The sequence below is a fragment of the Solwaraspora sp. WMMA2059 genome, from assembly GCF_027497315.1.
Taxonomy (GTDB): domain Bacteria; phylum Actinomycetota; class Actinomycetes; order Mycobacteriales; family Micromonosporaceae; genus Micromonospora_E.
This window is the reverse complement of record NZ_CP114908.1, coordinates 3,276,380-3,291,424: the sequence shown is the minus strand read 5'-3', so window position 1 is coordinate 3,291,424 and position 15,045 is coordinate 3,276,380. Positions and strand designations below refer to the sequence as shown.

Here is a 15,045-nt window from a genome sequence, read left to right as displayed (position 1 = left end):
GGCTCATCCGCCGCAGCCGCCGCCGCAACCACCGCCGCAGCCGCCACCTCCGTCACCGCCGCCCCCGCCGCTGTCACCGCCCCAACCGGAGGGCCCGGTGCCGGCGCTCACCCGCTGGATCTCCGCGGTCCCCGCGAACGCCGGGTCCATGGCCCACAAGGACGCCGCTCCGAAAACGCCGACCCCCATCGCAGCGCCGGCGACACCGTACGTCGCGGGGGCCGGCCGCAGGGTCGGCGAGAGGTGACGGTACTGGCTGCGCAGTTTGGTGAGGAGGCGATTCGCGGCCCGGGTGCGGCGCGGCACCGAGAAGAACAGCACCAGTGCCACCGGTACGGTGACCGCGAGCATCAGCACCAGGTAGCCGACCGGCCGGTTGTTCGCGGCGCCGGCGAACACCCGCAGCACACCGACGGCGGCGAGGATCCCGACCGTGCCGGCGAGCAGCCGGGCGGTACGGCGTTGGCCGTCACCGATGGCCAGGCCGGCGGCGACCAGCCCGTCGCGCATCCGGTGCAGCGCGTCGACGACCCACTGGTCGGTCTGCAGGTCGCGGACCCGTACCTGGCGCTGCGCGGCGTGGTGGACCGCCTGGTCGAGCTGCCCGGCACCGGCCGGCAGCGGACCGGCGGCCCGCAACGTGCCGCGGCTGCCGACGTCGACGCTGCCTGCCGAGCGCAACGCCGCCAGGCTGGCGTACACAGCCAACCGGCCCCCGCCGTTGAGGTACGCGACCTCGGCGCCGCCGAGTGATCCGGTGCGGCCGTCGTGCCCGGAGAGCGCGATCCGCCGGTAGCCGAGGTTGGCGACGAGGAGCACCAGCGCGGTCAGTCCGAAGACGACGAGGAAGGTGGGGCCGGGGATGCCCCAAGTGTCACCGGGCGTCATAGGGTCTCCTGGTCGCTGGGCGGGCGTCGGGTCACCGACGCTCCCGCGCTGACGGTGGTCCCTATTGTGGGACAGCCGTGCCACCGGTCAGCGTGGCGGAGGTCGACGTACCGCCTCCTCGACGATGTCGAGGACGGCGCCGAGGTCGCTGCCCGGCCGCCCCATTGCCAGCTGCAGCACCAGCCCGTCGTAGGCCAGTTCCAGGAACCGCGCCAGGACGTCGATCGGTACGTCGTCGCGCAGCACGCCGGCATCGCGTTGGCGGCCGAGCCGCTCCCGGGTCGCCTCGGCGATCGCGGCGGACCGGGCGGCCCAGCGCCGGGCGAAGTCCGGGTCGGTACGCAGCCGCCGGGACACCTCGAGCTGGCTGCCCAGCCAGCCGGCGGTGTCCGGGGAGTCTGCCCGGGTGAGCAGGTCGCGCATCACCTGGACCAGGCCGTTGCGGGCCACCGTCTCGACCATCGCGGCCGCGTCGTCCTCGGCGACCGCCAGGAACAGTGAGTCCTTGTCCCGGAAGTGGTGGAAGATCGCTCCCCGGGACAGCCCGGTGGCCTCCTCCAGCCGGCGGACGGTGGCACCTTCGTACCCGTGCCGGGCGAAGCAGACCCGGGCGGCGGCGAGGATCTCCTGGCGGCGTGCGTCGAGCTGGATCTGGCTCACCCGGGGCATGATGTGATCGTGTCAGGTGGGCAGACCGGTAGCAAGCCGTACGTACGGCTTGCTACCGGTACTCGTTTACATTCTGGGACTGTTCCCCGCCATACGGTGTCGCGTAAGGTGCGCCCGTGCCACTCCTGCTCCTGGATCTGGACAACACCCTGCTCGACCGGGCCGGGGCGTTTCGCGTGTGGGGTCAGGAATTCCTGGACTCGGTCGGTGCCCCACGAGACGACATCGACTGGCTGGTCTCCGTCGATGCCGACGGGCTGACCGACCGGTGGGATCTGGCCGACGCGCTCCGGGAGCGGTATCGACTCCGGTCGTCGTCGGTCGACCTGGTCGAGGAGCTGCACGACGGCGTCGTGCGGCACACCCGGCTGGATCCGCTGGTGGCCTGTTCGTTGGCGATCGCACGGGACGCCGGCTGGGTGCCGGTGATAGTCACCAACGGGACGGCCCGCCAGCAGGAGGCGAAAATCCGCCGGACCGGCCTGGACCGGTACGTGGCCGACTGGGTGATCTCGGAGGCCGCCGGGGTCAGCAAACCCAACCCGAGGATCTTCGCACTGGCCGCGCAGAGCGTGCGGATGCGGCTACGCGGCGCCTGGATGGTGGGTGACAGCCCGGAGGCCGACATCGGCGGAGCCGCCGCGGCCGGACTGCCCAGCGTCTGGTTGCACCGGGGCCGCAACTGGCTGGACGAGCGGTACGCGCCGACCCGGGAAGCGTCCGGTGTGATCCCGGCCGTGGCCGCGGTGCTGGCCGGCTGACCTGCGGTTCTCCTCGCCGCAGCCACTACTGCAGGTAACTCTCCACCTCGCCGGTGGGCCGTGGCTGGACGGCGTCCGGGTCGCCGCCGCCGTCCCGGGCGGCCCGGCGGCGACGCAGCAGGTCCCAGCACTGGTCGAGCGCCTCTTCCAGCGCGCCCAGTCGGGCGTGTTCCTCGTCTGCGGAGAGCTGCCCGGCGGCGAACCTGCCACGCAGCTCGTGCTCCTCGTCGACCAGTTCCTGGATTCGGGCCAGCAAGGTCCTGTCGTCCATGGTCCGAGCTTGGCACAACACGGCGGTGGGTGGTGACCGGACCGGGTCACCACCCACCGCCGCCGTTCATCCGTGACCGGATCAGCTGGCCAGCATCTTGCGCAGCACGAACTGCAGGATGCCGCCGTGCCGGTAGTAGTCGGCCTCGCCCGGGGTGTCGATCCGGACCACGGCCTCGAACTCGACACCCGTGTCGGTGCGCACGGTCACCGTACGCGGAGTGGTGCCGTCGTTGAGCGTGGTCACCCCGACGATGTCGATCGTCTCGGTGCCGGTGAGCCCGAGGGAGGCGGCGTCCTGCCCGGCCGGGTACTGCAGCGGCAGCACCCCCATGCCGATCAGGTTGGAGCGGTGGATCCGCTCGTACGACTCGGCGATGACGGCCCGTACGCCGAGCAGCATGGTGCCCTTGGCCGCCCAGTCCCGTGACGAACCGGAGCCGTACTCCTTGCCGGCCAGCACCACCAGCGGCACGCCGGCCTGCGCGTACGCCACCGACGCGTCGTAGATGCTGGTCTGCTCACCGGTCAGGTGGTTGACGGTGAACCCGCCCTCGACGCCCGGCACCAGCTGGTTGCGCAGCCGGATGTTGGCGAAGGTGCCCCGGATCATCACCTCGTGGTTGCCGCGCCGGGACCCGTACGAGTTGAACTCGTGCCGGGGGACACCGTGCTCGCTGAGGTAGCGCCCGGCGGGGGAGTCGGGCTTGATCGCACCGGCCGGCGAGATGTGGTCGGTGGTCACCGAGTCGCCGAGCCTGGCCAGCACCCGGGCACCGGCGATGTCGGTCACCGGCCGAGGTGTCGGTGCCATGCCCTCGAAGTACGGGGGCTTGCGCACGTAGGTCGACTCGTCGGCCCAGGTGAAGGTGTCGCCGGTGGGGGTGGGCAGCGACTGCCACTGCTCGTCGCCGGCGAACACGTCGGCGTACGCGGCGCCGAACCCGGCGGCGCCGATGGCGCTGGCCCGCACCTGCTCGATCTCGGCGTTGCTGGGCCAGATGTCGCGCAGGAACACCGGCTGGCCGTCGGATCCGGTGCCGAGCGGCTCGTTGGCCAGGTCGATGTCCATCGTGCCGGCGAGGGAGTAGGCGACGACCAGCGGTGGCGAGGCCAGGTAGTTCATCTTGACGTCCGGGTTGATCCGGCCCTCAAAGTTGCGGTTGCCGGACAACACCGACACCACGGTCAGGTCGTGTTCGTTGACCGCGGCGGAGATCTCCTCGGGCAGCGGGCCGGAGTTGCCGATGCAGGTGGTGCAGCCGTAGCCGACCAGGTGGAAGCCGAGCTTCTCCAGGTACGGGGTGAGGCCGGCCCGCTCGTAGTAGTCCATGACGACCTTGGAACCCGGTGCCAGGGTGGTCTTCACCCACGGCTTGCGGGCCAGCCCCCGGTCGACGGCGTTGCGGGCCAGTAGCGCGGCACCGAGCATCACCTGCGGGTTGGAGGTGTTGGTGCAGGAGGTGATCGCCGCGATCACCACGGCCCCGTGGTCCAGCTCGAACCGGGCGCCGTCGGCACCGGTCACCTGCACCGGCTTGCTGGCCCGTCCGCCGGCGCCGACCGAGGCACTGATCAGCTCGTGCGGTTTGTCGGCCGGGTCGTCGGCGCCGTCGGCGGCCGGCGGGTCGCTGGCCGGGAAGGATTCGACGCTGGCCTCGTCGGCGGGGCCGGCCACGGACGGGGTGTGGTCGTCGGCGACGTAGTCGGTCAGCGCCGAGCGGAACATGGTCTTGGCGCTGCCCAGCGGCACCCGGTCCTGCGGGCGTTTCGGTCCGGCCAGCGACGGCTCGATGGTCGACAGGTCGAGCTCGAGCCGCTCCGAGTAGTACGGTTCGGCGGCCGGGTCGTGCCACAGGCCCTGTTCCTTGGCGTACGCCTCGACCAGCGCTACCTGCGCGTCGTCGCGGCCGGTGAGCCGCAGGTAGTTGATGGTCTCCGCGTCGATCGGGAAGATCGCGACGGTGGAGCCGTACTCGGGCGACATGTTGCCGATGGTGGCCCGGTTGGCCAGCGGCACGGCGCCGACACCGGGTCCGTAGAACTCGACGAACTTGCCGACAACGCCGTGCTGGCGCAGCATCTCGGTGATGGTGAGCACCAGGTCGGTGGCGGTGGTGCCGGCGGGTGCCTCGCCGGACAGCTTGAACCCGACGACCCGGGGGATCAGCATGCTGACCGGCTGGCCGAGCATGGCGGCCTCGGCCTCGATGCCGCCGACGCCCCAGCCCACGACGCCCAGCCCGTTGACCATCGTGGTGTGCGAGTCGGTGCCGACGACGGTGTCCGGGTAGGCCTGCCCGTTGCGTTCCATGATCGTCCGCGCCAGATACTCGATGTTGACCTGGTGCACGATGCCGGTGCCGGGCGGGACGACCTTGAACTCGTTGAACGCGGTCTGCCCCCAGCGCAGGAACTGGTAGCGCTCCTTGTTGCGGCCGTACTCCAGTTCGACGTTGCGGGCGAAGGCGTCCTCGCGGCCGAACAGGTCGGCGATGACCGAGTGGTCGATGACCAGTTCGGCCGGCGCGAGCGGGTTGACCTTGGTCGGGTCGCCGCCGAGCTCGCGGACGGCCTCCCGCATGGTGGCCAGGTCGACCACGCACGGCACGCCGGTGAAGTCCTGCATGAGGACCCGGGCCGGGGTGAACTGGATCTCGACGCTCGGCTCGGCGGTCGGGTCCCAGGAGCCGAGTGCCCGGATCTGCTCGGCGGTGACGTTGGCCCCGTCCTCGGTGCGGAGCAGGTTCTCCAGCAGGATCTTCAGGCTGTACGGCAGGTGTTCGTGACCCGCCACTGTGTTGATCTTGAAAATCTCGTAGCTCGCGTCGGCGACGCGCAGCTGGCTCTTCGCACCGAAGGTGTCGAGGCTCGCCACGTCGGACTCCTTACCGCTGTGTCCCTGGTCGTCCTGGCAGTCTTTCGTACGGATTACCGCGGCGTCGGGGTGAGGTAACACTTACCCGGAGCGCGGCTCGCAACAAAACCGTACGTCCGTCTTGCTATTGTCGCAACCCGGTGTCGGCTTCCGGGACGGGTTTGTCGAGCGGTCGCACCGGGCACCGCGGTCTCGTGGACACCTCGACCGACCTCGACACCCTCGCCGGCTTCTTTGACCGGTACGGCGCGGCGATCACCGCCGGCGATGTGCCCGGTATCGCGGACTGCTTCGCGTCGCCGGCGATGGTCGTCGCCGATGCCTACAGCTTCGCGTTCTCCTCGCCGGCGGCGGTGGCGCTGTCCTTCGTCGGCGCCGCGCCCGATTACGCCCAACGGCGGATCGTCGCGTCGCACGCCCGCTTCCACCAGGTTCGGCAGGTGAGCATTGCGTTGGTGGCGGTCGAGGTGGAGTGGGAGTACCTCGACGCCGACGGGCGGTCGGTGCCCGGTCAGCGATTCCACTACCTGTTGCGGCTTCGTCGCGACGCGGTGCGTATCTGTACTGTTACCCCACTCCACTAACTAGTCAGTAACTGGGCCTTTTGCGTTGCGGGTCGAAATCGCTACTCTTCCGCGGGACGTCGGCGCATAAAGGGGGCCATCGTGGACGGCAGACACTCCGCGCGCACCGCCTGGACCCCCTCCACCGTGATCGCCCTGGCACCGTGGGTGGTCGTCCTGAGTGGAGTCGCTGTCATGGTGGTCATCCTTCTGGTGGCCGCCGGCTGTGTACCCGTGCAGACCCGGGCCATCGGTGAGTCACAGCCGACCGTGCGGCCGGAGCCCGAGCCGCGGGTCGCGGTGAGCCCACCGGCGGTGAACACCGGCGGCCAGCTGGTCGCCACAGCCCCACCGCCGTCCGGCGAGGCGGTCCTGCGGCCAGCTCCCTCGTCCTCTCCGGTTCCCTCCTGGCCGGCCTCCTCCTCGCTGCTGCCGTCCACCTCGGCCACCTTGCCGTCGTTGCCGTCCACTCCGTCCTACGATCCACCGCGTGTCACCACGCCCGCCGCGCCCAGCGCCTCGGCGCCGGCGGCCGCTCCCGACGTGATCGGCCGCTACCGGGTGCTCCAGCAGTTCGGCGACGGGTTCATTGCCGAGGTGCTGGTAATGAACACCTCGCGGTACGACCGTGCCTGGACCGTGACCATCAGTTTCCCGGACAACGTCAGCCGGATGCACACCGCGTGGGTCGAAGGTGCGCCCCAGGCGACCATGCGCCGGTCCGGCCGGGAGTACGTCTTCACCGGTTCGGTGCCGGTCGGGGCCCGTTCGTCGGTACCGCTGCGGTTCCACTTCGAACGCCACGGTCACGGCACCACACCGCAGCGGTGCCTGGCCAACGGCGCGCCCTGCGACCTGGACTGACCACGCCTGCAAGTTATTGCAGAATCTTGCAGCAAGGGTTGGCGTGCGCTCATCGTCAACGGAAGGCTGTCGATGGAAGCCGCACCCGTCCGCACCCGTGCGTTTCGCTTGGCGCCGTATGCTCTCGCCGCCGTCCTCGCCGTCACCTTGGCCGCCGTCCCGGCGCCGGTGGCCGATGCGCCGACGGCGACTACACCGGCTGGGGGCTGCACGTCTGGGACGGCGCCGCCACCCCCACCGACTGGGCCGATCCGCTGCCGCCCGCTGACCGGGACGACTACGGCGTCACCTTCCGGGTGCCGCTGACCGACGACGCGACCGGGCTGAGTTACATCGTCCACCGGGGAGACGACAAGGATCTGCCGACCGACCAGCGGCTCGACTTCGACGCCGTCGGCCGCGAGGTGTGGCTGCTCGCCGGTGACCCGCAGCGGCTGCTGCCACCGGCACCCGGCGGTGCCCGCCGCGACCTCGACCTGACCGTCCAGCGGGCCCACTGGATCGACCGGTCCACCGTGGCCTGGGCTACCGGGCCGACCGACGGCAGACGCTACGACCTGGTCTGGGCACCCGCCGGCGGGCTGCGGGTCGACGGTGACGACCTCGTCGGCGACCACCGGTCGATCCCGCTGACCGCGCGGCGCAACGGGCTCACCGAGACCCAGCGTGCGGCGTTGCCGCACCTGTGGGCACACCGCGCCTTCACCGTCGATGCCCGGGACCGGGCGACGCTCGCCGCCGCGCTGCGCGGCCAGGTCGTCGTCACCGAACGCGACCACGAGGGCAACCTGTTGGCGGTCACCGGCGTGCAGACGCCGGGCGTGCTCGACGACCTGTACGCCGCCGCGACGAAAGCCCCGCTCGGCGTCACCTTCGCCGGCCGGCGACCGACCCTGTGCCCAGCTGCTCGCCCTGTCGACGGTGGTCTTCGCCCAGGGGACCGGGTTAGTCACCGCCGGCAGTGAACGGTTGCGGTCCAAGTCGTTGGACCGCAACTCGTACAACTCGGGGGACTGGTTCAACCAGATCCGCTGGGACTGCGCTGCCGGCAACGGATTCGGCGCCGGGCTGCCGCCGACAACGCCGACAAATGGCCGTACGCCGGACCGCTGCTCGCCGACCCGGCCCTGGTGCCGGACTGCGCCACGATCGAGGCGACCGCCGCCCGGTACGCCGAACTGCTGCGAATCCGTGCTTCGTCACCGGTGTTCGCCCTGTCCACCGCCCGCGAGGTGCAGCAGCGGGTCAGCTTCCCGCTGGCCGGGCCGGCCGAGACCCCCGGCGTGATCACCATGCGGCTGCGCTCCGCCGGCCTGGACCGGCGGTGGGGGTCGGTGACGGTGATCTTCAACGCGACTCCGCAGACCGCCCGGCAGCGGCTGCCCGAGCTACGCCGGGCCGCCGTCGAACTGCACCCGGTGCTGCGCGACTCGGCCGCCCCGGTGAGCCGGCAGGCCAGCTTCGACGCCGCCACCGGCACGTTCACCGTGCCGCCGCGTACCGTGGCGGTCTTCGTCGGGCCGACCTGACGGCCCACCGGATCGGCACCGGTGCCGATCCGGTGCAGATCGGGGCCGACAATGGTCGGGGCGGGCGTGCGTCAGGGCAGGCGTGCGTCAGGGCAGCCGGGGGCCGGCGTCGCGCTGCGCCGCCAGCCAGGCCTCGACCTCGTCGGCCTGCCGGGGCAGCCCGGCCGACAGGTTCACCGCGCCGGCGGCGGTGACCAGCACGTCGTCCTCGATCCGGATGCCGACGCCGCGCAGCTCCTCGGGCACCAGCTCGTCCTCCGGCTGAAAGTACAGGCCGGGCTCGACGGTCAGCACGTACCCCTCGCCGAGCTCGCCGTCGCGGTAGCGTTCCTTACGGGCGTACGAGCAGTCGTGCACGTCGATGCCGAGCATGTGGCCGAAGCCGTGCAGCGTCCACCGGCGGTAGACGGTCGACTCCTTCTCCATCGCCTCGTCCACGCTGACCGGCAGCACGCCCAGCTCGGCCAGGCCTTCGGCGAGCACCCGCATGCAGGTCTGGTGCACGTCGCTGAACTTCACCCCCGGCTTGATGTAGTCCATTCCGGCCTGCTGCGCGGCGTAGACGATGTCGTAGACCTGGCGCTGCAGGGCGGTGAACCGGCCGGACACCGGCAGGGTCCGGGTCACGTCGGCGGTGTAGAGGTGGTGCCCCTCCACGCCCATGTCCATCAGCAGCAGGTCACCCGGACGGGTGACGCCGTCGTTGCGTACCCAGTGCAGGATCGTCGCGTGCGCGCCCGCGCCGACGATCGATCCGTAGCCGACGTCGTTGCCGTCGTGCCGGGCCCGCAGCGCGAAGACCCCTTCCAGCAGCCGTTCGGCGACCGGTCGGTCGGCCGGCAGTACCCGGGCCACGTCCTCGAAGCCGCGGACCGTCGCGTCGATCGCCGCCTGCAGCTGGGCGACCTCCCACTCGTCCTTGACCAGCTTCGCCTCGGCGATCGCCGTGGCCAGCTCGCGGTCGCGGGCCCCGGCGTCGTCGCCGCTGTCGTACGGCAGCACCGCCGCGTCCACCCGCGGGTCGAAGCCGCGCAGCACCCGGGTCCGGGCGGGCGCGCACCCGGCCAACGCCTGCGGCAGCTCACTCAGCGGCGCCGTGCGCAGGCCCAGCTCGGTGGACTTCTCCGCCAGGGTGCGCCGCCGGCCCACCCACAGCTCGCCGTCGCGGCTGCGGAAGAACTCGTCGTTGTCGCGCGACGACCGCTGCCGGGTGTAGAGCACCGCGTCGTGTCCGTCGCCGGTCGGGTGCAGCACCAGCACGCTGTCCGGATCGTGGTCACCGGTCAGGTAGACGAAGTCGCTGCCCGGCCGGAACGGGTAGTCGGTGTCGTTGGCCCGGGTCTTCTCGGTGCCGGTGGGCACCACCAGGGTCTCGCCGGGGAAGGCGTCGGCGAGGGCGGCACGGCGGCGGGCGTGGTTCGGCACCTCGGCGCGCGGGGCGAGCGGCAGCGTGTCGTCGCGCCAGCCGGTGCGCATGAACTCCAGGAGCTTCTCCGGGAAGTCCGGGTCGTGCGACTCGGTGCGCGGCTGCTCGGCGGCGACCTCGGCGGTCGTCTCGGTGCCTTCGGCGGTCATCTCGGTGCCGGTGGCTCCGGCCCGGTCCGGTGCCGTGCCCTCGGTCTGATCGTGTGTCACTGCGTCCTCCCCACGGTTGGGCGTACTCGACGGTACCGCGTGACCGGCTCGTGAAAAGATGTCTGCCATGTGCGGACTCCTGGCCTTTTTCAGCGCCCGCGGCGACGCCGGCGCACACCGCGACGCGATCGCCCACGCGTTGGAATGCCTGCACCACCGTGGCCCGGACGAGACCGGCGTGGAGGTGATCGGCGACCCGACCGGCCGGTGGGCGGACGCGGTGTTCGCGCACAAGCGGCTGGCCATCATCGACGTGGCGTCCAGCCAGGAGCCGCTCGCCTACGCCGACGGCCGCTACCTGCTCACCTTCAACGGCGAGATCTACAACTACATCGAGCTGCGGGACCAGCTGGTCCGGGAGTTCGGCGCGCAGTTCGCCACCGCCGGTGATGGTGAGGTGATCGTCGCCGGATACCACTACTGGGGCGAGAAGGTGCTGCACAAGCTGCGCGGCATGTTCGCCTTCGTGATCTGGGACCGGCAGCGGCGTCGCGCGTTCGGCGCCCGGGACTACTTCGGCATCAAGCCGCTGCACTACCTGCAGACCCCGGACGGCATCTACCTGGCCTCGGAGAAGAAAGCGCTGCTGCCGTTCTCCGCCGCCGCGGGTGCCGGCGACGCCGGGGTGGACACCGCGAACCTGTCGCACTATCTGACCCTGCAGTACGTGCCCGAGCCGCGCACCCTGCACTCCGGAATCAGCCGGATCGGCTCCGGGGAGTGCCTGACCTGGTCGCCGCCGGCGCTGGACCCGACGACCGGTGGGCCGGCGCCGGACCCGGCCGGTGGTGTACAGGTCCGCCGCTGGTACCAGCCGATCTTCCGGCCGACGCCGACGCCGGACCCGCAGCGGCTGTACGACGAGATCCGCGAGACGCTGCGGGAGAGCGTACGCATGCACATGCGGGCCGACGTGCCGGTCGGAGCGTTCCTGTCCAGCGGCATCGACTCGACCGCGGTGGTGGCGCTGGCCCGCGAGTTCAACCCGAACATCCTGACCTTCACCGTCGGGTACGACGTGTCGGGCTACTCGGAGATCGAGGTCGCCCAGGACTCGGCCCGGCACCTGAACGTGACCACCATCCCGACGAAGATCGGGCCACAGGACATGATGGAGGCGCTGCCGCGCATCGTCTGGCACCTGGACGACCCGGTGGCCGACCCGGCGCTGGTGCCGCTGTACTTCGTGGCGCAGAAGGCCGCCGAACACGTGACGGTGGTGCTCTCCGGCGAAGGCGCGGACGAGTTCTTCGGCGGCTACACCATCTACCGCGAGCCGCTGTCGCTGGGCGCGGTGCACGGACTGCCGGATCCGATGCAGAAAGGGCTGCGTGCCGTCTCGAAGGTGATCCCACAGGGGGTCAAGGGTAAGAGCTTCCTGGAACGCGGCACCACCCCGATCGAGGAGCGCTACTACGGCAACGCGCGGATGTTCACCGAGGAGGAGAAGCGGCACCTGCTGCGCCGCTACGACCCGTCGGTGCGCTACACCGACGTGACCGCGCCGATCTACGCCGAGTGCGCCGAGCTCGACGACGTCACCAAGATGCAGTACGTCGACCTGTACACCTGGCTGCGCGGCGACATCCTGGTCAAGGCGGACCGGATCTCGATGGCGCATTCGCTGGAGGTGCGGGTGCCCTTCCTCGACAAGGAGGTCTTCGACGTGGCCGCGAAGATCCCGGTGGAGCTACGGCTGCCGCCCCGCTCCGACGCCACCAAGTACGCGATGCGCCAGGCCCTGCAGGCCGTGGTGCCGCCGGCCATCGTGAACCGCCGCAAGCTCGGCTTCCCGACCCCGACCCGGGTGTGGCTGCGCGGCGAGATGTACGAGTGGGCCCGGCACATCTTCGCCACCTCGGGCGCCGGTGACCTGCTCGACCTGTCGTACGCGATGCGGCTGCTCGACGAGCACAAGCGTGAGGAGGCCGACCACTCCCGCAAGGTGTGGACGGTGCTGGTGTTCTGCATCTGGCACGCGATCTTCGTGGAACGTTCGCTCGACCCCGGCATCCGGCGCAACCAGTCGGCGCTGCTCACCAAGCCGGTGGTCGGGTCGATGGTGGCCTGACCCACCGCGGTCCGCGTCGCCGGGACTACCGAGTCACGCGTCGACTCGACCTGCGAGGCCACGCACCGACCGGGCCCGGCAGCGTTTGCGCTGCCGGGCCCGGTCAGGTGGGGATCTGCCGTGTGCGGCGGTGGATCAGCTCGCGGAGCAGGCCGTCGACGGTGTGCCGGGGCTGCCGTTGGCGACGAAGCCGAACGTGGTCGACCCGCTCGGCGACAGCGACCCGTTCCAGGCCGCGTTGCGGACGGTGACACTCGATCCGCTCACCGTGTGGGTGCCGCTCCACAGGCTGTTGATGGTGACCCCGCTGCCGAAGTTCAGGGTCGTGGTCCATCCGCCGATGCTCGCGGAGCTGTTGTTGGTGACCGTCACCTCACCCTGGAATCCACCGGACCAGGAGCTGGTGGTCCGGTAGGTCGCCGAGCAGCCGCCGGTGGGCGGGTTGCTGGTCGGGGGCGCGGTGGTCGGCGGGGCCGTGGTGGGCGGCGGAGCGGTGGTCGGCGGCGGGGTCGGGTTCGGGTTGCCCCCGATCCCGGTGACCTCACCGTTGCCACCGTCGAACGTGACGTCCGAGCAGCCGAAGAAGTTCTCCTGGCTGTCCGAGCGGACCCACCGCGAGTAGATGATGTGCCGGCCGCTCTTGTTGCTGGGCAGGTTGCCGCTGAAGTAGTAATGGCCGTCGTTGGTGCCGACCGCGCCCCGCTGCGGCGGGTTGGTCACCGTCAGGAACGGCGTCGCCTCCAGGTCGCTCCAGGCCAGCGCGCGGTTCGGGCTCCAGCTGTCCTTGGTCACGTAGAAGTAGAACGTGCCAGGGTGGTGGGCCCAGTTGCTGTACTTGAACTCCATCCGGGCACCGGCGGTCAGGTGGGTCAGCGGCCAGTCGTTGCGGGCCAGGTTGTAGCCGGAGAAGCCGGAGTTGCCACCGCTGCACAGCTGTCCGTCGGGGATGAAACCGGTGGTGCGGCCACCCGCGTCGGAGCGCAGCACACTGAACCAGTTGTACAGCGAGTTGGCGCCGCTCTGGGCGACGGCGGCCGAGCAGGCCGGGTTCTGCGGGATGATCTGGCCGGACTGCGACAGACCGTCGACCCAGCAGAGGTAGGTGCGGCTGCCCGGCGCCATGGCGGCACCGTGCGCGGAAGCCGCGTTGGGGGTCACCACCGTGAGCAGGCCGGCGGTGAGCGCGGAAGCGGCGGCGACTACCGCCACTCTGCGTAGAGCTTTCACCGAGACTCCTTCGTGAACCGGTCCACGGCACGGGACAGACCCGGGCCGGCGGACAGGGCGATGGGTTCCGACATGGCGGAACGTCAGGAAACATAAGGAGGAACGGCGACTGGCCGGCCGTGCCGCGGACGCGGTCGACCGACGTGCCGTCCGATGGACGTCTAGCGCGCTCGCGCAGCTCCCGGCGAGTCCGAAGGACAGCGAGTTGCCCCCACGCCGTCCTGGTAATCGATATCCCACCATACATCGATCGGAAGTGCAATAGTCGCTGCTCGATGTGAGGTGCGGGGTGCGGGGTGGCGGCCGGTGCCGGGGCGCCGACCTGGCAGACTTCGGAGCGGCAAAACTGCAGGTGGAAGGAAGATCCATGCGGTACGCGGTGGTGCTCGGCGAGGCACTGATCGACCTGCTCGACGGCGAATGCGCCGGCCAACCGGTCTACCGCCAGGTGATCGGCGGGGCGCCGCTGAACGTCGCGGTCGGCGTCGCCCGGCTCGGCGGTGCGGTCGAGTTCGCCGGGGCCCTCGGCGACGACCCGCTCGCCGACCGGATCCGAGACTTCCTGCGTACCGCCGGGGTCGGCGACCGGGCCATGGTCACCGTGCCCGCGCCCACCACCCTGGCGGTGGCCACCTTCACCGGCGCCGAGCCGGACTTCCGCTTCTACGGCGACCCACCCTCGTACGGGCTGCTCGAACCGGCCAGCCTCGATGGGAAACTGGTCGGCGACGCCGCCGTGCTCTACTGCGGCTCTATCGCGCTGCTGTGCGAGCCGACCCGGGTCGCCGCCCGACAGGCCTGGGCGGGCACCGGCGGGCTGCGGGTGTTCGACCCCAACGTCCGGCCCCGGCTGCTGCCCGACACCGCTTCGCTGGCTGCGTACCGGCAGGTCGTCGCCGGCTTCGCGGCAACCGCCGACCTGGTCAAGCTGAGCGCCGCCGACGCCGAGGTGCTCTACGACGGTGCCGACCCGGTGACCGCCGCCGCGCTGCTGCACGATCTCGGTGCCGGTGCGGTGGTGGTCACCCGGGGCGCGGCCGGCGCCCTGGTCAGCGCCGGCCGCGAGGTGCTGACCGTGGCCGCCCCGACGGTGGCCGCGGTCGACGCCACCGGCGCCGGCGACTCGGTGATGGCCGCACTGATCGCCGAACTGCTCGGCACCGGGCTGCCGGCCGACGCCGTCGGCTGGGCCGCCCGGGTCGGGTTCGCCCTACAGGTGGCGGGGCTGGTGTGCGAGTCACCGGGCGGCGCGGTGTCGATGCCCACCCGGGCGGCCGTCGCCGAACGTTTCGGCTGACTTTTTGCGCCCGGCTGACCTGGTCGTCGCTGACGTTGGCGGCGAGACCGGGTCGGCAGCGCGTGCACCCGGTCGGCGACCTCGGTGGCAGTCGGCTCCATCCAGGTGAGAATCCACGTGGGACCCAGGTTTCGCGGACATCTCACACGAGTATCGCTGGAACCTTGACCGGTGTAGGTGAGCGCTAACCGGATGAGGCTCCGGTCACGTCCGCGTCTGGGGCTCGCGTGCAAGCGTCCGTTGGCCGCCATGCTCCCCGCAGCTCGTCCACACGCAGGCCTAGTCCAGTCCGGATCGGGCTCGTACCGGTCCGCCTCGCCAGAGTTGTCAGACGGTGGGTTGCGGCGACCGCCCGGATCTCGGCCATGGTTGGCGCTCACTGCGTCGGACTTC

General features: G+C 71.0%; 11 protein-coding genes and 1 pseudogene. 6 read left to right on the top strand and 6 right to left on the bottom strand.

Going from position 1 to position 15,045, the window contains the following annotated elements; translation table 11 throughout:
* Positions 1 to 3: 3 nt before the first annotated feature.
* Positions 4 to 888: a TIGR04222 domain-containing membrane protein gene (locus O7553_RS14975; RefSeq protein WP_281550383.1), complete on the bottom strand. Its 885-nt coding sequence runs from the start codon at positions 886 to 888 to the stop codon at positions 4 to 6.
* An 87-nt stretch (positions 889 to 975) separates the two neighbouring features.
* The gene (locus O7553_RS14970; protein ID WP_281550382.1) at positions 976 to 1,557 is read right to left on the bottom strand and encodes a TetR/AcrR family transcriptional regulator; all 582 of its coding nucleotides are present in this window, start codon (positions 1,555 to 1,557) and stop codon (positions 976 to 978) included.
* A 116-nt stretch (positions 1,558 to 1,673) separates the two neighbouring features.
* Between O7553_RS14970 and O7553_RS14965 the strand changes: the two genes are divergently transcribed.
* Positions 1,674 to 2,318, top strand: coding sequence for an HAD family hydrolase (locus O7553_RS14965; protein ID WP_281550381.1), 645 nt, complete (start codon positions 1,674 to 1,676; stop codon positions 2,316 to 2,318).
* A 25-nt stretch (positions 2,319 to 2,343) separates the two neighbouring features.
* On the opposite strand, the gene O7553_RS14960 is transcribed toward O7553_RS14965, so the two are convergent.
* Both O7553_RS14960 and O7553_RS14955 read right to left on the bottom strand, forming a co-directional pair.
* Positions 2,344 to 2,589 (bottom strand): DUF2630 family protein, encoded by a 246-nt coding sequence (locus tag O7553_RS14960; protein WP_281550380.1) that lies wholly within the window; start codon positions 2,587 to 2,589, stop codon positions 2,344 to 2,346.
* A gap of 81 nt (positions 2,590 to 2,670) precedes the next feature.
* Positions 2,671 to 5,466: an aconitate hydratase gene (locus tag O7553_RS14955; protein WP_281555393.1), complete on the bottom strand. Its 2,796-nt coding sequence runs from the start codon at positions 5,464 to 5,466 to the stop codon at positions 2,671 to 2,673.
* A 194-nt stretch (positions 5,467 to 5,660) separates the two neighbouring features.
* On the opposite strand from O7553_RS14955, the gene O7553_RS14950 reads away from it, so the two are divergent.
* The 3 genes and pseudogenes from O7553_RS14950 to O7553_RS14940 form a co-directional block, all read left to right on the top strand.
* Positions 5,661 to 6,050 (top strand): hypothetical protein, encoded by a 390-nt coding sequence (locus O7553_RS14950; protein ID WP_281555392.1) that lies wholly within the window; start codon positions 5,661 to 5,663, stop codon positions 6,048 to 6,050.
* Positions 6,051 to 6,224: 174 nt separating this feature from the next.
* Positions 6,225 to 6,893, top strand: a complete 669-nt coding sequence (locus O7553_RS14945) for a cellulose binding domain-containing protein (protein ID WP_281555391.1) — start codon at positions 6,225 to 6,227, stop codon at positions 6,891 to 6,893.
* A gap of 182 nt (positions 6,894 to 7,075) precedes the next feature.
* A pseudogene (locus O7553_RS14940) lies at positions 7,076 to 8,422 on the top strand (alpha-1,6-glucosidase domain-containing protein); the annotation flags it as partial.
* 87 nt (positions 8,423 to 8,509) lie between these two features.
* Here O7553_RS14940 and O7553_RS14935 read toward each other — a convergent pair.
* A complete protein-coding gene (locus O7553_RS14935; protein WP_281555612.1) occupies positions 8,510 to 9,997 on the bottom strand; it encodes an aminopeptidase P family protein in 1,488 nt (495 codons plus the stop codon).
* Positions 9,998 to 10,124: 127 nt separating this feature from the next.
* Here O7553_RS14935 and asnB point away from each other — a divergent pair, with 127 nt between their 5' ends.
* A complete protein-coding gene (asnB, locus tag O7553_RS14930) occupies positions 10,125 to 12,128 on the top strand; it encodes an asparagine synthase (glutamine-hydrolyzing) (RefSeq protein WP_281555390.1) in 2,004 nt (667 codons plus the stop codon).
* 135 nt (positions 12,129 to 12,263) lie between these two features.
* On the opposite strand, the gene O7553_RS14925 is transcribed toward asnB, so the two are convergent.
* Positions 12,264 to 13,298 carry a lytic polysaccharide monooxygenase gene (locus tag O7553_RS14925; RefSeq protein WP_281555611.1) on the bottom strand — a complete coding sequence of 345 codons (1,035 nt, stop codon included), beginning with the start codon at positions 13,296 to 13,298 and terminating at the stop codon, positions 12,264 to 12,266.
* Between the two features lie 424 nt (positions 13,299 to 13,722).
* On the opposite strand from O7553_RS14925, the gene O7553_RS14920 reads away from it, so the two are divergent.
* Positions 13,723 to 14,652: a carbohydrate kinase gene (locus O7553_RS14920; RefSeq protein WP_281555389.1), complete on the top strand. Its 930-nt coding sequence runs from the start codon at positions 13,723 to 13,725 to the stop codon at positions 14,650 to 14,652.
* Positions 14,653 to 15,045: the final 393 nt, after the last annotated feature.